Below are 20,769 nucleotides of genomic sequence, written 5' to 3'. Positions count from 1 at the left end.
TGGGGAATGCGCAAGCAGCGCACCGACATGCGGCCTGGTGTCCATCGGCCCGTTTCTTTGAAGGACTCACTGCCATAAAAATAAAGTACATGGAGTAGCGTCGATGACATCAGTAAATCTGTTCTGGCGCCGGGCGAAACTGCCCCTGGCCGTCAGCCTCGCTTCTACGCTTGCAAGTCCTGCATTCGCGGTCAGTTTCAACATCGGGGAGATCGAGGGGAGCTTCGACTCGTCGCTGTCGATCGGTGCCAGCTGGTCCACCGAGAGCCCGAACAAGAACCTGATCGGGGTGAACAATGGCGGTCGCGGCCTGTCGCAGACCTCCGACGACGGTCACCTGAACTTCAAGCGCGGTGAAACCTTCTCGAAGATTTTCAAGGGTATCCATGACCTCGAACTGAAGTACGGCGACACCGGCGTCTTCGTTCGCGGCAAGTACTGGTACGACTTCGAGCTGAAGGACGAGAGCCGCGAGTTCAAGGACATCAGCGACTCCAATCGCAAGGAAGGCGCCAAGTCCTCCGGCGGGCAGATTCTCGACGCATTCGTCTACCACAACTACTCCATCGCCGATCAGCCAGGCTCCGTGCGCCTGGGCAAGCAGGTGGTGAGCTGGGGTGAAAGTACCTTCATCGGTGGCGGCATCAACAGCATCAACCCGATCGACGTGGCCGCGTTCCGTCGTCCGGGGGCCGAGATCAAGGAAGGCCTGATTCCGGTCAACATGTTCTACGTGTCCCAGAGCCTGACCGACAACCTGTCGGCCGAGGCCTTCTATCAGCTGGAGTGGGACCAGACCGTCGCGGACAACTGCGGCACCTTCTTCTCCCAGCCGGACGTGATCGCCGATGGTTGCGATCGCAACCTGGCGGTATTGGCGCCGAACTCGAGCATCGCCTCGCCTGCCGTGCGCAATGCCCTGGCACAACTGGGCGTGACCCGTGGCTCGCCTGACGAAGGTGTGGTGGTGCGGCGCGATGGCGACCGTGATGCCCGTGACAGCGGCCAATTCGGCGTGGCGCTGCGGTACATGTTCGAGCCGCTGAACACCGAGTTCGGTGGCTACTTCATGAACTATCACAGCCGCGCGCCGATCTTCAGCGGCAAGGGCGGTCCAGCCAGCTCCTACAGCCCCAACGCCCTCGTCGGTCGCCTGGTGGCCAATGGTATACCACTGGCTCAGGCCGCAGCCCTGGCACCCACGCTGTTGCCGCTGGTGGTGGCGGGCAACTCCAGCTACTACGTCGAATACCCGGAAGACATCCGCCTCTACGGTCTGAGTTTCTCCACCACGCTTCCTACCGGCACTGCATGGAGCGGCGAAATCAGCTACCGGCCGAATGCCCCGGTCCAGCTCAACACCACCGATATCCTGTTCTCCGGCCTGACGCCGCTTGATCCGACCGCATCGGTACTCCAGGGCCGTGCAGGCCAGGACCAGCCGGGCTACCGTCGTAAGGAAATCACCCAGTTGCAGACCACCTTCACCCACTTCTTCGACCAGGTGATGGGCGCCAGCCGCCTGACGCTGGTGGGCGAAGTCGGCTGGACCCACGTCGGCGGCCTGGAAAGCAACTCCGAAGCCCGATACGGCCGCGACCCGGTCTACGGTCCAGGCCCGCTGCCGAACGGTCGTTGCCGTTCGCTCAACGCCAGCACCCTGGGCGCTGGCCCGAAGAACAACCTGACCCGCTACTGCGAAAGCGACGGTTACACCACCTCCGACTCCTGGGGCTACCGTGCCCGTGCCATCTGGGACTACCCGGACGTGTTCGCCGGTGTGAACCTCAAGCCGAGCGTGGCCTGGTCGCATGACGTCGACGGCTATTCGCCTGGCCCTGGCGGCAACTTCGAGGAAGGTCGCAAGGCCGTCAGCCTCGGTCTCGATGCCGACTATCTCAACACCTACACCGCCAGCCTGTCGTACACCAACTTCTTCGACGGCAAGTACACCACCGTGGATGATCGCGACTTCGTCGCCCTCAGCTTCGGCGTGAACTTCTAAGCGCATTTTTCAGGAAGAAGCACATGACCATGAAAAGCACCAAGACCTTTCTGAAAGCCGGCGTATTGGGCCTGTCCCTGCTGGCGAGCAGCGTGATGGCGGCGGTTTCCGCCGACGAAGCGGCCAAGCTGGGCACCACCCTGACCCCGATGGGCGCGGAAAAGGCTGGTAACGCCGACGGCTCCATCGGTCCGTGGGAGCCGCTGTCGAAGACCGCCGGCACCGCCGATGCCCGCGGCTTCCTATCCGACCCCTATGCCAGCGAAAAGCCGCTGTTCACCATCACCGCGCAGAACGTCGATCAGTACAAGGACAAGCTGTCCCCAGGCCAGCTCGCGATGTTCAAGCGCTACCCGGAAACCTTCAAGATCCCGGTGTACAAGACCCACCGCGGCGCCACCGTGCCGGACCACGTCCTGGCTGCCATCAAGCAGAACGCCACCCAGACCACCCTGGTCGAAGGCGGCAACGGCCTGAACAACTTCCACGTCTCCATACCGTTCCCGATTCCGAAGAGCGGCGTCGAGGTGATCTGGAACCACATCACCCGCTACCGCGGCGGCAGCGTGACCCGCCTGGTGACCCAGGCCACGCCGCAGCAGAACGGCAGCTACAGCCTGGTGTACTTCCAGGACCAGTTCGTCTTCCGCGATCAGATGAAGGACTTCAACCCGCAGGAACCGGGTAACGTGCTGTTCTACTTCAAGCAGGAAGTGACCGCGCCGGCGCGTCTGGCCGGTACCGTGCTGCTGGTTCACGAGACCCTCGACCAGGTCAAGGAACCGCGCAAGGCGTGGATCTACAACGCCGGTCAGCGTCGTGTGCGCCAGGCGCCGCAGGTGTCCTACGATGGTCCGGGTACCGCCGCCGACGGCCTGCGTACCTCCGACAACCTCGACATGTACAACGGTGCGCCGGACCGCTACGACTGGAAGCTGGAAGGCAAGAAGGAGCTGTACATCGCCTCCAACAGCTACAAGCTGGACTCGCCGACCCTGAAGTACGACGAAATCATCAAGCCAGGCCATATCAACCAGGATCTCGCCCGTTACGAGCTGCGCCGCGTGTGGCACGTGGTGGCGACCCTGAAGCCAGGCCAGCGCCACATCTACGCCAAGCGTGACTTCTACATCGACGAGGACACCTGGCAAGCCGCGGTGATCGACCAGTACGACGGTCGCGGCCAGCTGTGGCGGGTATCCGAGGCTCACTCCCAGAACTACTACAACGTCCAGGTGCCGTGGTACACCCTGGAAGCCATCTATGACCTGCAATCCGGTCGTTACCTGGCGCTGGGCATGAAGAACGAGGAGAAACGCTCCTACGACTTCGGCTTCACCTCGACCAAGGCCGAGTTCCAGCCGGCAGCCCTGCGTCAGTCGGGCGTGCGTTAACGTTTGACCCACTCCGTGTGATCCCCCAGAACGCCCCGGCTTGCCGGGGCGTTTTGATTGGCGGGTATCAGAAATAATCCCCCTTCCTGGCTGATTTATTACTCCTCAGCGTCATTCCTTGCCTCCAATCAATGTTGTTCTTGTTGCTTCTTGTTGTAGTCTTTTTTTCCGTACTTGCGGCAATCGCCTTCAAATGTGCCGGTTAACCCGCTAGTCTGCGCCAATCCCTCTCGCCGAGATTCCCCCAGGAAAGAACCGGCCATGACCGATCTGTCCAGCACGCAAGGGTTCACCAGCCAGACCGTGTCCGCGCTGGAAGGACGCTTCTACCGGCCGCCACTGCCCGATGGGCATGTGCCGCGGGCACGCCTGTGCCAGCGTTTGCAGGCCGGGCTCGGCGGTCGCCTGTTGCTGGTCAATGCCCCGGCCGGATTCGGCAAGAGTTCGCTGGCGGTGGAGTTCTGTCAGGGGCTGCCCGCGCAATGGCGCAGCCTGTGGCTGGGCCTGAGCAAGCGCGATGCCGATCCCGGACGCTTTCTCGAACGCCTGCTGGAAGGCCTGCAACAGCATTGCCCCAGCCTGGGCAGCCAGGCCCTCGGCCTGTTGAAGATGCGCCAGCGCCACCAGCCGTTCGCCTTCGAGGAATGGCTCGATAGCCTGCTCGACGAACTGACCCTGCACCTGCAGGGTTCGGCGCCCATTCTCCTGGTGCTGGACGACTATCACCTGGCCCAGGGCCCGGTCCTCGATCGCTGCCTGCAGTTCTTCCTCAATCACCTGCCGCCCGGGTTGGTGCTGCTGGTCACCTCGCGCCTGCGTCCGGACTGGCACCTGGCGCGCCTGCGCCTGTCGCGGCAATTGCAGGAACTCACCGAACAGGATCTGCGCCTGACCCCCGACGAGTCCTTTGCCGTGCTCGGCCAGCACCCCACGGCATTGCGCGGCCAGGCCCTGGACAACCTGGTGCAGCGCAGCGATGGCTGGGTCGCCGGGCTGCGCTTCTGGCTGCTCGCCGCCACCGAGTCCGGTGTCGACAACGCTTTGCCCCAGGCCCTGCACGGTGGCGAAGGGCTGATCCGCGACTACCTGCTGGAGGAAGTGATCGACTGCCTGCCGGCGGAGGTCCAGGCCTTCCTCAACGACACGGCCTGCCAGGACCGCTTCTGCGGCGATCTGTGCGACGCCCTGCGGGAAAGCCACGACAGTGGCGAGATCCTGCGTTACCTGCAGTCCCACCAGGTGTTCCTGGTACCGCTGGACGAGCACGGCTACTGGTTCCGCTATCACCATCTGTTCTCCGACCTGCTGCGCACCCGCCAGGCCAGCCTGCCCCTTTCCAGCCTGCACCTGCGTGCCTGCCGCTGGTTCCATGGCCAGGGCCTGCTCGACGAGGCGGTGGAGCAGGCCCTGCGTGCCGGGCACCTGGATGTCGCGGCCAACCTGGTGCAGAACCTCTCCGAGGAGCAACTGCTGGCCGAGCAGAATGTCGGCATGCTCCTGCGCTGGAAGATGGACCTGCCCGACAGCCTGCTGATCAGCACGCCGCGGCTGATCGTGCTGTACAGCTGGGCGCTGGGCCTGGCCTGTCAGCTGGACGCCGCCGAGGAGCTGGCCAGTCATCTCAGCCGCTTCCTCCCGGCGCCCTCGGCCACCGCGCAGAAATCCATGCTGGCGCAATGGCTGGCGCTGAGCGGAATCATCGCCCGCGGGCGCGGCGATCGCGAACGCACCCGGTCGTTCTGCGAGCAGGCCCTGCAGAGCCTGCCGCACAAGCGTTACGGACAGCGCCTGATGTGCCTGTCGACCCTGTCCAACCTGGCCATCGCCGACGCCGACTTCTGGCGTGCCCGCGGCTGGAACCGCGAAGCCCTGGAACTGGCCCAGCGGGTCGGCAATCCGTTGTTCGAGGCCCTGGCCCACTACGACCGCGCGCGGGTGCTGCATGCCCGCGGCGAAATCCTGCGGGCCATGGACGAAGTGCGCCAGGGCCTGCACCGCCTGCGCGGGTTGTCGTCGCAGCGGCTGTATGCGGTGCGCGCGCGGCTGATGCTCTATGAGGGTTATCTGCTGGTGGGACGCCTGCAGGCGGAAGCCGGGCGCAGTCGCCTGCGAGCCGGGCTGATCGAGGCGCGGGCCTGTCGTGATATCAGTGTGCTGATCGGCCATTGCGCCCTGGCGACCCTGGACGGGCGCGAAGGGCGCTTCGCCGAGGCCTTCGCCGAACTGGCCGAGGCCGAACGCCTGATGCATATCTGGGATGTGCCGCCGATCTTCTACCTGGCGATGATCACCCTGGTGAAATGCGAACTGTGGCTGGCCCAGGGCCGCAACGACCTGGCCGAGTCCTGGTTGCTGCGCCTGAGCCAGACCTATGGCGGCCAGCAGGCTGCCGCGGCGCCGGAGTTCCACCCGCTGCTGGCGCTGCATATCGAATGGCAGCAGGCGCTGCTGGAGCAGGCGCAAGGGCGTGTCGCCCAGGCCGGCCAGCGTCTGCAGGCGCTGCTCAATCGTGGCCAGGCCAGTGGCGGGCAGTTGCTGTGCCTGGTCACCCTGTGCCAGCAGGTCGGGCTGGCGTTGGCCCAGGGCGATCAGGCGGGCGCGCGCGAGCGTCTGGCCCAGGCCCTCGACGCCGCGCGAGGAGGCGCGCTGCAACCGTTCCAGCGGCTGCTCAACGAACATCCCGACTGGTTGCGCGAACAACTGCAGGCGCAGCCTTCGAGCCCGACGCAGATCAGCCTGCTCGCCCTGCTGCCGAGCCAGGAAAGCGCCATCAGCGCGGAAACCCTGAGTGTGCGTGAACACGCGGTGCTCAAGCTGATCGCCCAGGGCTGTTCCAACCAGGAAATCAGCGAGCAGCTGTTCATCTCCCTGCACACCGTGAAGACCCACGCCAGCCATATCAACAGCAAGCTGGGGGTCGAACGGCGCACCCAGGCGGTGGCCCGGGCCAAGTCGCTGGGGCTTTTGTAACAGGCTTATACTCCAAACTCTCCGTAGGAGCGCGGCTTGCCCGCGAAAGGACCGCAAAGCGGTCCCTGATGACACCTCAATTGGGACCGCTTTGCGGTCCTTTCGCGGGCAAGCCGCGCTCCTACGGCGGCCCGTCATCTCCACGGGTTTCCAGGGAAGTGTTACCAAAGGGATATGGCGCAGCTTTTGCTTGTATCGGATAACCGATCCGGAGCCGCCGATGAGCACAATAAAAACCGCCCCGACCTCGAATCCTCGCCTTGCCCGCGAACGCCTGTCCGTCGAGGGGCAATTGCCCGACGGTTTCCTGCGTGCCGAAATCGATGCCTCCTGGCGTCGCAGCCTCGGCCATGGGGTCACCGGTAACGCCGGCCAGGAAGTCAGCCTGACCTCCGCCGCCAGTCTCGACCTGCTGCTGGCCTGCAATCGTCCGCTGCTGGATGCCGCCAGCGCCGAGCTGGACTTTCTTGGCGCGCGCCAGGGAGAAGACAGCCTGATCATTCTGGCCAACGCCGACGCCACCATCCTCGCCATCCAGGGCGAGTCCGGCGTGCTCAGGCGCCGCGGCCTCGACGATATCGCCCCCGGCACCTGCTGGAGCGAAGCGGCCCGCGGCACCAACGCCCTGGGCACCGCGCTGGTGGAGGCGCGCACGGTGCAGATCGATTGCGGCGAACACTTCCTCGAACGCCTCAGCGACTTTTCCTGCACCTCGGTGCCGATCCACTGCCCGCAGGGCGAGCTGTTCGGTGTCCTCGACCTGACCCGCCAAGGGCCGCTCGGTCGCCTGCACGACCGCACCGCGCTGCTGGCCATGGCGGTGATGCAGATCGAAAGCCGGCTGTTCAGAAACAGCTTCCCGGAACAGATCGTCCTGGCCTTCCACAGCCGCCGGCAGTACCTCGATTCCTGCTGGCAGGGGCTGCTGGCGATCAGCCTGGACGGGCGCATTCTCGCCGCCAGCAACCAGGCCTGCCAGTTGCTGCGCTGCGAGCGTGCCAGCCTGATCGGCCAGCGCTGCGACAACCTGCTGGGCATGCGCGTCGAGCAGTGGCTGGCGCGCCTGCAGCAAGGCCAGGTCGATAGCGTCGAGACCGCCAAGGGCGCCTTTCACTACAAGACCCTGCACCTGCCGCAGCGCTCGCTGGCGGTGTCGGTGCCGGCGATCGTCAGTCGCACCGCGCCGGCGTCCGTCACTCCCACGCTGGCGTCACTGGGGGCCGGCAACGCCCGTTTCGCCCGCACCCTGCGCATGGCCCGCCAGGGCCTGGCCAGCGACCTGCCGGTGGTCCTGCTGGGAGAGACCGGCAGCGGCAAGGAAGTGGTCGCCCGTGCCCTGCACCAGGACAGCGCGCGCGCCAGCAAACCGTTCATCGCGGTGAACTGCGCGGCGATTCCCGAGGGCCTGATCGAGTCGGAGCTGTTCGGCTACCGCGAGGGCGCCTTCACCGGTTCGCGTCGTGGCGGCATGGTCGGGCGCCTGCAACAGGCCCATGGCGGCACGCTGTTCCTCGACGAAGTGGGCGACATGCCGCTGGCCCTGCAGGCGCGGCTGCTGCGGGTACTGCAGGAGCGCAAGGTGGCGCCGCTGGGCGCGGCCCAGGAGCAGGACCTGGATATCGCCCTGATCTGCGCCACCCACCGCGACCTCAAGCAGCAGGTGGCCGACCAGCAGTTCCGCGAAGACCTCTACTACCGCATCAACGGCATCAGCGTGCGCCTGCCGGCCCTGCGCGAGCGCGACGACCTGCCGGCACTGATCGACAGCCTGCTGGGCAGCCTCGGCGGCCATGGCGTGCGGCTGTCCGACGAGCTGGCACGGCTGTTCGAGGCCTATCACTGGCCGGGCAACATCCGTCAGCTGGAGATGAGCCTGCGCCTGCTCCTGGCGATGCGCGAGGAGGGCGAACAGGTGCTCGACCTCGATCACCTGCCCGAGCCGCTGCTCGATGAGCTGCGCAGCGGCGCGCCAGGGGCGCAGCCGGAGAACCTGCGCGACAGCCAGCTGGAGCTGATTCGCCAGGCCCTCGACCGTCATCATGGCAACGCCACCGCCGCCGCGGTCGCCCTGGGGATCAGCCGGGCGACGCTGTACCGCAAGCTCAAGCGGATCGCGCCGTGATCCAGCGTCTGCTCAGCCGCCTGATCGAGCATCAGGACCGGCCCGCCCTGTGTGACGCCCTGCACTGGCTGTACGGCTTTATCCGCCCGCAGCGGCTGGCCATCGTCGGTCTGCTGGGGCTGTCGATGTGCGCTACGGCGCTGGTGCTGGTGCAGCCCTGGCTGACCAAGCTGCTGATCGACGACGGCTTGCTGGCCAAGGACTTTGCGCGGCTGGCGTCGATCGCCGGGCTGATGGTTCTCGCCGGTATCCTCGGCACCCTGCTTTCCGGCCTCAATCGCTACCTGCACACGCGGCTGTCCGGGCGCATCCTGTTTGCCCTGCGCGACGCCCTGTATCGCCACCTGCAACGTCTGTCGCCGAGCTTCTTCGGCCAGCGCCGCCTGGGCGACCTGATGTCGCGGCTGGACGGCGATGTCGCCGAGATCCAGCGCTTCGCCGTGGATTCGCTGTTCTCCGCGGTATCCAGCGTGATCGGCCTGGTCTGCGCCGTGGGCATGCTGCTGATGCTGTCGTGGCAACTGTCGCTGCTGGCGCTGCTGCTGATCCCGCTGGATGTGCTCTGGTTGCGCTGGATGCGGCGCAAGGTCGAGCGCGAGGTGCGCCAGTTGCGCGAGCGCTCGGCGGACGTCTCGTCGTTTCTGGTGGAAACCCTGCCGGCGATGAAGTTCATCCAGTCCGCTGGCCAGCAACAGCGCGAGGCGCGGCGCCTCGACGGGCTGGGGCAGGGCTACATGAATCAGCTGTTGCGCGTGCAGGTCACCGAATTCTTCACCCAGGCGGTGCCCGGCACCCTGACCTCCCTGTCGCGCGCCTGCGCCTTTCTGGTCGGGGGCTACTGGGTGGTGCAGGGCACCTGGCAACTGGGCGCGCTGATCGCCTTTTCCACCTACCTCGGCATGGCGGTCGGGCCGGTGCAGAGCCTGCTCGGCCTGTACGTGGCGGTGCAGCGCATGAGCGTCAGCCTGGGCCGGGTCATGGAGTTGCGCGGGGTGGCGCCGGAAGTGGACAGCCCGGCGCGGACAACGCCGATGCCGGAACGCGGCGATCTGCAACTGCGCGGCGTGTGCTTCGCCCATCCGGGGCGCCCGCCGCTGTTGCAGCAGGTCGAAGCGAGCATCCCGCACGGCTGCAAGGTGGCCTTGAGTGGCATGTCCGGCGCCGGAAAGTCGACCCTGATCGACCTGCTGCAACGCTTCTACGATCCCCAGGACGGTCAGATCCTGCTGGGCGGTGTCGATCTGCGCGAACTCGATCTGCATGCCCTGCGCCAGCGCGTGGCGGTGGTCAGCCAGGACATCGTGCTGTTCCGCGGCAGCCTGGCCGACAACCTCGCCTACAGCGTGCCCGAGGCCAGTCGCGAAGCCATTGCCGAAGTCGCCCGCCTGGCGCGACTGGACGGGTTGATCGCCAGCCTGCCGCAAGGGCTGGACAGCCCGCTGGGCGAGCGTGGCCAGCAACTTTCCGGCGGACAGAAACAACGTATCGCCATCGCTCGCGCATTGCTCCAGAATCCCCTGCTGCTGGTGCTGGATGAAGCCACCTCACAAGTCGATGAAGACACGGAGCGAGAAGTGATTGCCGCGATAGACCAATTGTTCGCCGACCGGACCCGGATCCTGGTCAGCCACCGCCCTTCGACCCTGGCCAACGCCGATCTGCACCTGCTGCTGCAGGACGGTCGGCTGCGCGTGCGGGAGGCCGGGCATGTCTGAGGTCCGCATCGGCGTGGTCGACAGCGGCGGTCCAGCGGAGCGCCTGGCCGATGCCCGGCGCTTTCAACTGGCGGCGGTCGGCGTCAGCGAGCAGGCGGCGCGGGAGGATGCCCTGGGCCACGGCACGGCGGTGGTCGAACTGATCGCGGCGGGGGCGGGTGACCTGCCGATCCATGTCGCCCAGGTGTTCGACGAACGCGGCGTCACCAGCGCCTTGCAGGTTGCCGCCGGGATCGAATGGCTGGTCATGCGCGGCGTGCGCCTGATCAATCTCAGCCTCGGCCTGCGCGAGGATCGCCCGGCGCTGCGCGAGGCCTGCGCGGCGGCCCAGGACGCCGGCGTGCTGATCTGCGCCTCGACCCCGGCCCAGGGCCTGCCGGTGTATCCCGCCGCCTATCCGGGCGTGCTGCGCATCACCGGCGATGCCCGTTGCCAGCGCGACGAGTGGAGCTGGCTGGACAGTCCCCAGGCCGATTTCGGCGCCTGCGTGCGGGCCAAGGAGAGCCCTTTGTCCGGTGCCAGTTTCGGCTGCGCGGCGCTGACCGGACATATCGCCGCGTTCCTCCGCGACCAGCCGCATGCCAGCAACGCGCTGGTGATGGCCTGGCTGCTGCACAACGCCCATTACCGTGGCCGTGAATATCGGGGGCGGGCTTGAAGTCCATCGTCGTACTCGGTGCCGGCCCGGCGGGCGCGGCGGTTGCCCTGGGCCTGAAACGACTGGGCCACGATGTTCGCGTGGTCAGCGAATGGCGGCGTTTCGCCGCGCTGGAAGGCGTTTCGCAACGCGTGCTGGAAGCGCTGCGCAGCACGGGCCTGAAGCAGGCGCTGGCGGTGGCGGGGGAGCCTTCGCGGCGGCATGCGCGGTGGAACAGCGAGGCGCAGAGCCGCAATGTCGAGTTCCTTCTGGACCGTCCCCGTTTCGATCAGGGCTTGCGTGACGACCTGCACAACGCCGGGATCGAGGTGATCGAAGCGCGGGTGCTCGGCGTGCGCGTCGAAGACGGGCGCAGCCTGATCGAACTGGAGGGTGCGCCTGCCCTCGGTGCCGATTTCCACGTCGAGGCCCGTGGTCGCCAGGCGCCGCAACACGACAGATCCCTGGGGCGCGCCGAGCGCGGACCGGAAACCCTGAGCCTGCTCAATCGCTGGCAGGGCCCGCCCGGCAAGAGCGCCAGCGCCGTGGAAAGCCAGCCCGACGGCTGGGTGTGGATGGCGCGCCAGGCCGATGGCCGCTGCTACTGGCAGTGGACCCTGGATGTCGCCGCCACCGCGCTGCCGGACAAGGCGGCGCTGCTGGAGTTCTGCCGTGAGCGGCGCTGGCAGTCGCCATTGGCCCGGGCCTTCTTCGACAGCGATCAGGAACACGACCTGCAACTGCATGCGCGCAGCAGCACGGCGATCCTCACGCCCCTCTGCGGCGGTGCCAACTGGCTACGGGTAGGGGATGCGGCGATGGCGGTGGACCCGCTGTCGGGCAATGGCATTTTCCAGTCGCTGTCTTCCGCACTGCAGGCGCCGGCGGTGATCAACACCTTGCTGACTCATCCCGAACGCCGCGACCTGGCCCTGCGTTTCCATCAGCAACGGGTCGAGCACCTGTTCTGGCGGTTCGCCCGGCTGGGGCGGGATTTCTACCTGGAAGAACGGCGGTGGGCCGAAGAGCCCTTCTGGCAGGCGCGGCGCCACTGGCCGGACGCCGAGCCGGTGCATGCCGAAGCGGATTTCTCCAGCCTGCGCATAGAACAGGCGCCAGTGCTGCGCGAGGGTCTGGTGGACCTTGCGCCGGTGGTGATCAGCCCCGATCAGCCATTGGGCATCTGGCACCTGAATGGCGTCGAACTGGCGCCGCTGGTCAGCCGCTTGCGCGATGAACCGGCCGAACAGGTGCTGGCGCCATTGAGTCCTGAGCAGCAGCGGTATGTGCGCAGTTGGTTGCTGAGTCAGGGCTACCGCCCCTGAAACAAGGTAAAGGCGCGACACGGGACCTCATCATTGCGCTTGCTGGCCTTATCGCTGTACGGGTTCTACACAATCCTGAACGCCTGACGGTAAACCGCATCAGGGCCGCCAGGTGTTCGTCTCAACATGTGCAGCGCCCTCAAGATCGAGCGCCGCCCGCGCGGCGCATCGCGAGCTCGCTCGCTCCTACATTTTTTGCAACGTGCCATGGCCTGTGAGAGCGGCGTTGCCAGCCTTTGGCGCTTGGCGATCTATCGCGGGGAAGCTTTTAGGGGCGACGCGATACCACGTCGTACACACAAGGCGGTCAACCATGGCCTGTCAGGCATAGGCACGTTGCAAAAAATGTAGGAGCGAGCGAGCTCGCGATGCGCCGCGCGGGCGGCGCTCGATCTGAAGGGCGCTACAAGTCTCAAGACATGTGCTTCAAAAATACGTAGATACCCATGCCCACAGGGCCCATGTCGCGCTATCTACAGTGTGGATCAGGCACCAGACCCCCGTTTCGTGATGATCAGCCCCGATCAGCCCTGAGCATCTGGCACCTGAATTCTTCAAAGCTTGATCAACACCGACTTCAACTCGGTGTAGTGCTCGATCGCCGCCGCACCCATCTCGCGACCGACGCCGGACATCTTGTAGCCGCCGAACGGCAGTGCCGGGTCCAGTGCGCTGTGGCAGTTGACCCAGACCGAGCCCGACTTGATGCGCGGGATCATGCGGTGGACCGCGCCCAGGTTGTTCGACCAGATGCTCGCCCCCAGCCCGTACGGGCTGTCGTTGGCCAGGCGCAGCGCTTCGGCTTCGTCATCGAAGGGGATGGCCACCAGTACCGGACCGAAGATCTCTTCCTGCACCAGCGGGTGCTTCTGGTCGACGTCGACGATCACCGTCGGCTTGACGAAGTAGCCCGGGCCGAACTGCTCGCCGCCGCAGGCAATGGTGGCGCCGCTGCCGCGGCCCTGCTCGATGTAGTCGAACACACGTTTCTGCTGGCGCGCGGAGATCAGCGGGCCCATCTGCACGCTCGGGTCGAGGCCGTTGCCCAGCTTCATGGCGTTGGCGATCCCGGCGATGTCCGCGACCACGTTGTCGAAGTGCTTGCGGTGCACGTACAGGCGCGAGCCGGCGCAGCACACCTGGCCCTGGTTGAAGAAGATCGCCTGTGCCGCGCCCGCGGCGGCGGTGGCGAGGTCGGCGTCGGCCATGACGATGGTCGGCGACTTGCCGCCCAGTTCCAGGGTGACCCGGGTCATGTTGTCCATGGCCACCCGACCGATTTGCTGGCCGACGGCGGTGGAGCCGGTGAAGGTCAGCTTGTCGACGCGCGGGTCGCGGGTCAGGGCATCGCCGGCGACCGCGCCGACGCCGGTGACCACGCTGAGCACGCCGCTCGGGTAGCCGGCCTCAAGCACCAGTTCGGCCAGTTTCAAGGCGCTCAGCGGGGTTTCGTCGGCGGGCTTGAGGACCACGCTGCAACCGGTCGCCAGGGCCGGGCCGAGCTTCCAGCAGGCCAGCAGCAACGGGAAGTTCCAGGCGACGATGGCGCCGACCACACCCACCGCTTCGCGGCGGATGAAACCATGGAACTGGTCGTCGGGCATCAGTGGCAGCGATACATCGACGGTATGGCCTTCGATCTTGGTCGCCCAGCCGGCCATGTAGCGCAGGAAGTCGATGGACAGTTGCACGTCCATCACCCGCGCCACGACCGCGCTCTTGCCGTTGTTCAGGCATTCCAGCTGGGCCAGGATCTCGGCATCGCGCTCCATCAGGTCGGCCAGGCGCAGCAGCAGGTTCTGCCGCTCGCGCGGGCGGGCACGGCTCCATGCCGAATCATCGAAGGCCTGGCGCGCGGCACCCACCGCTCGTGCCACGTCGGCCGGTGTCGCCGCCGGCACCTGGCACAGTGCCTCGCCCGTGGCCGGATTGCGCAGGGTCAGGCGCTCGCCATCGCTGGCCTCGACCCAGTCGGCGCCGATCAACATGGTCGGCGCGCGCCGGATGAAGGCCTCGACGGCCGGATGCAGGGGGGCGGTGGTGGACATGGCAGACCTCTTTTTTCTTGTGAGTGAATGCCAGGACATGGCAACCGCTGTGCCAAGGTCGCCAATACCGGCGCGGGCCCGATGAATCCAAGGCCGCGCCGTGGGGCCGCACGCTGTGGGTGGTCCGCCGCCTGTCGCAAATTGCGACAGTTGCTGAGACTGTCTCATCAGCCTGAGACAGCTGTATCGGACTGTCTCAGGCTGTCTCAAATGTCGCGAAACGAGCCGGAAGGCTTGTCTGTCGTGGCTCGCAAGCCGCGTAAACCGGTGCCTGCAGCGTTTGGCACGCAATATGTATCGACCCCTGCAAGCGGCTCTTCGGTGTGCGCTCTGCCGCAATGTGGCCGACGGAAGAGACCTATAAGAAGTGTACGAACAATAAGAAGAACCCCGTGGGAGGTCAGTCATCGATGAAGAGAACACTCAGGTTCGCCAGCGCCGGTGGCCTGCTGGCAGTGGCGGTCAGCCTTGCTTTGCAGCCCCAGGTCAGCCAGGCCCGGGAAGGCCGGCAGATCCTTATGGAGACGTGTCAGGGTTGTCACTTGCCCGAGGGCAACGATGCCCTGAGCCGCATCAGCCACCAGCGCAAGACCCCGGAAGGCTGGCTGATGACCATCGGCCGCATGCAGACCATGCACCAGTTGCAGATCAGCGACGACGACCGGCGCACCCTGGTCAAGTACCTCGCCGACACCCAGGGCCTGGCGCCCAGCGAAACCGACGGCGTGCGCTACGCCCTCGAACGGCGGCTGAACACCGTCGAGCAGATCGAGGAACCCACCAAGCAGATGTGTGCCCGCTGCCACTCCGGGGCGCGGGTTGCCCTGCAGCGGCGGCCGGCTCAGGAATGGGAGCGGCTGGTGAATTTCCATCTCGGCCAGTGGCCGTCGCTGGAATACCAGGCACTGTCCCGCGACCGCGACTGGTTCGAGCTGGCGAAGAAGGACATGGTCCCCTTGCTGGCGCAGAAATATCCGCTGGATACCCAGGCCTGGAGCGACTGGCGCAAGTCCATGCCCAAGGCCGCGACCCTGGCCGGCGACTGGAGTTTCAGCGGTCATCTGCCGGGCAAGGGCGAGCTCAACGGGGTGATGAAGGTCAGCGCCGAGGACGGCGACCACTTCAAGGTCAGCCTCGACGGTCAGTACGCCGACGGCTCGCCCTTCAAGGGCGAGGGCAGCGCGGTGCTGTACAGCGGCTACGAATGGCGTGGCACGGTGGAGGTCGATGGCGTGAGCATGCGTCAGGTGTTCGCCGCCAGTAACGGCCAGCTGACCGGGCGCATGTTCGACAAGACCCACGACGAACGCGGCCTCGATTTCACTGCCGCGCAGCAGGGCAAGGCCCGTCTGCTGGCGGTACAGCCCGGCTACCTGAAGGCCGGCGGCGAAAGCGAACTGACCCTGGTCGGCAGCGGCCTCAGCGGCACGCCGTCGTTCGGCGCGGGCGTGGAAGTGCTGCAGGTGATCGAGAACACCCCGCAACGGATCAAGGTCCGGGTCAAGGCCGCCGCCGATGCCGCCAGCGGTCTGCAGGAGGTCAAGGTCGGTGCCCTGGGTGGCCAGCAACTGGCGCTGTACCGCGAGATCGCCGAAGTGAAGGTGGTCCCGGCCTTCTCGGTGGCGCGCGTGGGGGACAACGGTGGTTCCACGCCGAAAGTCCAGGGGCGTTTCGACGCCGAGGCCTGGGGCCAGGGTGCCGATGGCAAGGCTTATCGCATCGGCGTGTTCCCGGCCAGATGGACGGTCGAGCCCTTCGACGAGCGCGCCCGCGAGGACGAGGACGTCAAGTTCGCCGGTGTGATGCAGGCCGAAACGGGGGTCTTCACCCCGGGCGATGCCGGCCCGAACCCGGCGCGCAAGATGTCCACCAACAACGCCGGCAACCTCAAGGTCATCGCCGCCGTGGACGACGCCGGCAAGGCGCGCACCGGCGAAGGCCAGATGATCGTGACCATCCAGCGCTGGAACAACCCGCCCATCCCGTGAGTCGGCGGTTTGACCTGGCCATATCCGAGTTTTCGAGGAGGTTGTGATGGGCGCCATCCTGAACCTGGTAGAACGCAATCTGCATGAAGTGCGGGTCGACGAGGCCCGCATGCTGTTCCACATCCCCAGCAGCTCGCTGTTCGCCAGCGACGCCCTGACCGGGGAAATCATCGACGCACTGCGCCGTGAAAGCTGCTCCAGCGATGCCCTGGTGCAGCGTCTGGCGGCGCGTTTCGACGGTGCGGAAATCAACGAGACCCTGCGCGAGCTGATCGCGCTGGAGCTGGTCAGCGACGGCTCGCCGCTGAGCCCGGAGACGGCGCTCAAGCGGGTCGAGCGCACGGCGCTGAATACCGTGGTGCTCAACGTCAACACCGGCTGCAACCTGAGCTGCACCTACTGCTACAAGGAAGACCTGGACAAGCCCTCGGCGGGCAAGCGCATGGACGTCGAGACCGCGGTGGCCTCGGTGGAGATGCTGCTCAGGGAGTCGCCGGACGAGCCGGTCTACACCGTGGTGTTCTTCGGTGGCGAGCCGTTGAGCAATCGCAAGCTGATCGAGTACATGGTCGATTACTGCGAGCGGCGTTTCGCCGAGGCGGGCAAGCGTGTGGAGTTCGTCATGACCACCAACGCCACCTTGCTCACCGAGGAGATCGTCGATTACCTCAATGCCCACCGCTTCGGCTTGTCGGTGAGCATCGACGGGCCGAAGACCGTGCACGACCGCAACCGCATCACCGTGGGCGGGCAGGGCACCTACGACGTGGTGCGGCGCAAGGCCGACATGCTGCTCTCGCGCTACGACAGCCGCCCGGTGGGCGCGCGGGTGACCCTGACCAAGGGCGTCACCGATATCGAGACCATCTGGAACCACCTGTTCAACGAGATGGGCTTCGCCGAAGTCGGTTTCGCCCCGGTGACCTCGGGTGATATCAGCGCCTACAACCTCAGTGGCGAGGAACTGATCGAGGTCTTCGCCAACATGAAGGCCCTCGGCCGGCGCTATCTGGAGGCGGCGCTGGAGCATCGCAATATCGGTTTCTCCAACCTGCACCAACTGCTCACCGACATCCACGAGGGGCACAAGAAGGCGCTGCCCTGCGGCGCGGGCCTGAAGATGCTGGCGGTGGACCACAAGGGTGAATTGAACCTCTGCCATCGCTTCACCGGCTCGTCGCTGCCGACCTTCGGCAACGTCCACAGCGGGGTGAAGCAGGTCGAGCTCAACGACTTTCTCTCGCAGCGCCTGGACCGCACCAACACCGGCTGCGACAGCTGTCGCATCCGCAACCTGTGTTCCGGTGGCTGCTACCACGAGAGTTACGCCCGTTACGGCGACCCGACCCATCCGACCTACCACTACTGCGAACTGATGCGTGACTGGGTGGACTTCGGCATCGAAGTCTACAGCCGGATCATGGCCGAGAACCCGGCCTTCATCAGCCGCTACATCACCGCGCGCAAGGTCCACTGACATGAAGCATCTGAAACCGATCAACAACAAAGCGCTGAAACTGGAACAGGCCGCCGAGGAAAACCGTATCGAGGAAGTGCTGGCGATGAACTCGATCGCCGGTTGCGCCTCGACCACCGACCCGGGTTGGGAAATCGACGCTTTCGGTGGTGTCTCGTCGCTGTGCCAGCCGATGGAGTCGGACCTCTACGGCTGCTCCGACCCCTGCTGGTGGCCGGCCCAGGTGCCGGACATGATGAGCACCTTCCCCGACTGGAACAAGGACGCGCAGTCCTCCGGGGACAGCTGGCGCAACCTCGGGACCGTGTTCCCGGACGACAAATGAGCCCCCAGGCGAACAAGAAGAGGGATATCCGCATGCTCCAGATTGCAACCCGCGGCCTGGCCGCCCTGGTGGCGCTCGGCGCGACCGCCGGCCTGGCCCAGGCAGCCGACGAAGGCAAGGCGCTGAAAGCTGGCCAGGAGTACATGGCCGTCACCAACTACCCGAACAACCTGCACGTCATCGATCTTGCCAGCGACAAGCTGTACAAGACCTGCGCCATGCCCGACGCCTTCGGCCCGGGCTCGGTGCAGATGTCGCCGGACCGGCGTATCGCCTACGTGCTCAACAACCACTATGCCGATATCTATGGCGTCGAACTGGACAGTTGCAAACAGGTGTTCCACGCCAGCATCACCCAGTTGCCGGGGGAAAAGGCGCGTTCGATGTTCTCCTTCACCGTCAGCCATGACGGCAAGGAAATCTACACCGTCGCCAACCCGACCAAGCTGTTCAGCGATCACTACGAAGTGCAGGCGCCGCGGCTGGATGTCTACGGCACCGATGGTGGATTGAATGCCAAACCGCTGCGCAGCTTCCCGGCGCCGCGCCAGCTGACCATCATGCAGAGCGGCGACGACGGCACGTTGTACGTGGCCGGGCCGGACATCTACAAGGTCGACGTGAAGACCGGCAAGTTCGACGTCATCGTGCCGAGTCGCAACTGGAAACGTCCCAACTACAGTGCGCCGGACGTGCTCTACGTATGGAACCAGCAGACCTGGCGGCATGATTTCTCGCTGCTCTACACCACGGCGAAATACACCGACGAGAAGCAGGACCCGGCGACCGCAGAGAACCTGTATGGCTTCTTCAACATCGACCTGAAGACCGGCAAGACCCAGACCGTGGATTTCGGTCCGCTGACCGAGATCTACTTCAGCGGCATGCGCTCGCCGAAGGACCCGAACGTGGTGTACGGCGTGCTCAACCGCCTGGCCAAGTACGACATCAAGGAGAAGAAACTGGTCAAGGCCGCGACCCTGGATCACTCGTACTACTGCATCTCGATGAACCGGGCGGGGAGCAAGGTGTACCTGGCGGGGACGTACAACGACGTGGCGATCTTCGATGCCGACAGCCTGAAGCCACTGGGCAAGATCACCTTGCCGGGTGGGGATATGGCGATTACTACGGCGCAGGTGTTCGTGCGGTAGTCCGACCTGACGTGTTCTTGTTGTAGTTGTGGGAGCGAGCTTGCTCGCTCCCACAATGGTCTGTATTCCAGGGATACATCTCGAACGACTTCATCGCGACTGCTCTCATGTGGACTGACTACCTTGGAGGTTTTGCTCAAGGAAGTCGGTCATGTCTTATGCAGCCTCTGGACGCCTGCGTCTTGGACGGTATTCCGAGCGTGGGCGGTTGTATCTGTTGACCTGTCAGGTGGAAGGACGTTTGCCGGTCTTTCAGGAACTGCAGCCGGCCCGGATGGTGATCCGGCAGTTCCGTCAGGCGCAGGATGAAGGGGGCATCCATTCATTGGCCTGGGTGGTGATGCCCGATCACATTCACTGGCTGGTCGATTTGCAGCGGGGATCGCTGGCGTGTTTGATGCAGCGTTTCAAGTCCCGTAGTGCCCGGGCCGTCAATCAGGTCAGGCAGGGTTCGGGGCGTTTGTGGCAGCCGGGCTTTCATGACCGTGCGTTACGGCGGGAGGAGGATGTGAAGGCGGTGGCGCGTTACATCATCGCCAACCCGTTACGCGCGGGGCTGGTTGAACGGGTTCAGGATTATTCACATTGGGATGCTGTCTGGCTCTAGCCCTGGTGCCGCCTCTGGCTTGTCGGGTGTGGCATCGCGGATGAGCTGAAACAGTGCCAGGGTGACCGGGCTCAGTCTGGCAACGACACCTCTGTGGGAGCGAGCTTGCTCTCGAAGGACTGCGCAGCAGTCCCAGATCGGGTTGTTATGTTTTGCGGCCGCTGCGCGTCCGTTCGCGAGCAAGCTCGCTCCCACGGGTTGGTGGGCTTGTCGGGTGTGGTATCGCAGATGAGCTGAAACAGTACCAGGGCGACCGGGCTCAGCCTGGCAACGACACCTCTGTGGGAGCGAGCTTGCTCGCGAAGGACTGCGCAGCAGTCCCAGATCGGGTTGTCATGTTTTGCGGCCGCTGCGCGCCCGTTCGCGAGCAAGCTCGCTCCCACGGGTTGGTGGGCTTGTCGGGTGTGGCATCGCGGATGAGCTGAAACGGTACCAGGCAACTGGGCTCAACCTGGCAACGACACCTCTGTGGGAGCGAGCTTGCTCGCGAAGGACTGCGCAGCAGACCCGGATCCGGGTTGTCATGTTTTGCGGCCGCTGCGCGCCCGTTCGCGAGCAAGCTCGCTCCCACAGGACAGGTGGGCTTGTCGGGTGTGGCATCGCGGATGAGCTGAAACGGTGCCAGGCAACCGGGCTCAGCCTGGCAACGACACCTCTGTGGGAGCGAGCTTGCTCGCGAAGGACTGCGCAGCAGTCCCGGATCGGGTTGTCATGTTTTGCGGCCGCTGCGCGCCCGTTCGCGAGCAAGCTCGCTCCCACGGGTTGGTGGGCTTGTCGGGTGTGGCATCGCGGATGAGCTGAAACGGTGCCAGGCAACCGGGCTCAGTCTGGCAACGACACCTCTGTGGGAGCGAGCTTGCTCGCGAAGGACTGCGCAGCAGTCCCGGATCGGGTTGTCATGTTTTGCTGAGCTGGTCAACTTTTTCCGGACACCGCAATGTGGGAGCTCAGGCTATCTGCCGCTCATACCGGTTGGGCGGTAGATAGCCCAGGGTCGAATGC

At 65.4% G+C, this 20,769-nt stretch carries 13 protein-coding genes; 12 read left to right on the top strand and 1 reads right to left on the bottom strand.

The annotated features are described in order from the left end of the window. Positions 1 to 103: 103 nt before the first annotated feature. The 7 genes from CHB99_RS23900 (at position 104) to qhpG (ending at position 12,168) form a co-directional block, all read left to right on the top strand. Positions 104 to 2,005: a DUF1302 domain-containing protein gene (locus CHB99_RS23900; RefSeq protein WP_042127067.1), complete on the top strand. Its 1,902-nt coding sequence runs from the start codon at positions 104 to 106 to the stop codon at positions 2,003 to 2,005. Positions 2,006 to 2,034: 29 nt separating this feature from the next. Continuing rightward, positions 2,035 to 3,399, top strand: coding sequence for a DUF1329 domain-containing protein (locus CHB99_RS23895; RefSeq protein ID WP_042127168.1), 1,365 nt, complete (start codon positions 2,035 to 2,037; stop codon positions 3,397 to 3,399). A 261-nt stretch (positions 3,400 to 3,660) separates the two neighbouring features. Then, a complete protein-coding gene (locus CHB99_RS23890; protein WP_042127065.1) occupies positions 3,661 to 6,369 on the top strand; it encodes a winged helix-turn-helix domain-containing protein in 2,709 nt (902 codons plus the stop codon). 220 nt (positions 6,370 to 6,589) lie between these two features. Beyond that, positions 6,590 to 8,491: a sigma-54-dependent Fis family transcriptional regulator gene (locus CHB99_RS23885; protein WP_089266658.1), complete on the top strand. Its 1,902-nt coding sequence runs from the start codon at positions 6,590 to 6,592 to the stop codon at positions 8,489 to 8,491. Next, on the top strand, positions 8,491 to 10,206 hold the full coding sequence (locus CHB99_RS23880; RefSeq protein WP_042127062.1) for an ABC transporter ATP-binding protein: 1,716 nt from the start codon (positions 8,491 to 8,493) through the stop codon (positions 10,204 to 10,206). Before CHB99_RS23885 ends, CHB99_RS23880 begins: the two co-directional genes overlap by 1 nt. Continuing rightward, positions 10,199 to 10,864: a subtilisin-like serine protease QhpE gene (gene qhpE / locus CHB99_RS23875; protein ID WP_042127059.1), complete on the top strand. Its 666-nt coding sequence runs from the start codon at positions 10,199 to 10,201 to the stop codon at positions 10,862 to 10,864. Before CHB99_RS23880 ends, qhpE begins: the two co-directional genes overlap by 8 nt. Continuing rightward, entirely contained in the window at positions 10,861 to 12,168 is a 1,308-nt protein-coding gene (gene qhpG, locus CHB99_RS23870) for a flavin-dependent monooxygenase QhpG (RefSeq protein WP_042127057.1), read from the top strand. The genes qhpE and qhpG overlap by 4 nt, the downstream gene beginning before the upstream one ends. A 554-nt stretch (positions 12,169 to 12,722) precedes the next feature. Here qhpG and CHB99_RS23865 read toward each other — a convergent pair. Continuing rightward, positions 12,723 to 14,216, bottom strand: a complete 1,494-nt coding sequence (locus CHB99_RS23865; RefSeq protein WP_042127053.1) for an aldehyde dehydrogenase family protein — start codon at positions 14,214 to 14,216, stop codon at positions 12,723 to 12,725. A gap of 410 nt (positions 14,217 to 14,626) precedes the next feature. Here CHB99_RS23865 and peaA point away from each other — a divergent pair, with 410 nt between their 5' ends. The 5 genes from peaA (at position 14,627) to CHB99_RS23840 (ending at position 19,767) form a co-directional block, all read left to right on the top strand. Beyond that, entirely contained in the window at positions 14,627 to 16,204 is a 1,578-nt protein-coding gene (gene peaA / locus CHB99_RS23860; protein ID WP_042127052.1) for a quinohemoprotein amine dehydrogenase subunit alpha, read from the top strand. A gap of 46 nt (positions 16,205 to 16,250) precedes the next feature. After that, a complete protein-coding gene (peaB, locus tag CHB99_RS23855) occupies positions 16,251 to 17,681 on the top strand; it encodes a quinohemoprotein amine dehydrogenase maturation protein (RefSeq protein WP_042127050.1) in 1,431 nt (476 codons plus the stop codon). Position 17,682: 1 nt separating this feature from the next. Further along, complete coding sequence (gene qhpC, locus CHB99_RS23850; RefSeq protein ID WP_042127048.1) at positions 17,683 to 18,006, top strand: quinohemoprotein amine dehydrogenase subunit gamma; 324 nt, start codon at positions 17,683 to 17,685, stop codon at positions 18,004 to 18,006. 32 nt (positions 18,007 to 18,038) lie between these two features. After that, positions 18,039 to 19,160, top strand: coding sequence for a quinohemoprotein amine dehydrogenase subunit beta (gene peaD, locus CHB99_RS23845; RefSeq protein WP_042127046.1), 1,122 nt, complete (start codon positions 18,039 to 18,041; stop codon positions 19,158 to 19,160). A gap of 151 nt (positions 19,161 to 19,311) precedes the next feature. Continuing rightward, a complete protein-coding gene (locus CHB99_RS23840; RefSeq protein ID WP_042127044.1) occupies positions 19,312 to 19,767 on the top strand; it encodes an REP-associated tyrosine transposase in 456 nt (151 codons plus the stop codon). The last annotated feature ends 1,002 nt before the right edge of the window (positions 19,768 to 20,769 follow it).

The sequence above is a fragment of the Pseudomonas japonica genome (genome assembly GCF_900188455.1).
In the GTDB taxonomy this organism is placed as follows: Bacteria; Pseudomonadota; Gammaproteobacteria; order Pseudomonadales; family Pseudomonadaceae; genus Aquipseudomonas; species Aquipseudomonas japonica.
Note: the sequence above shows the minus strand (reverse complement) of the source record. Positions and strands in the feature narration are given on the sequence as shown.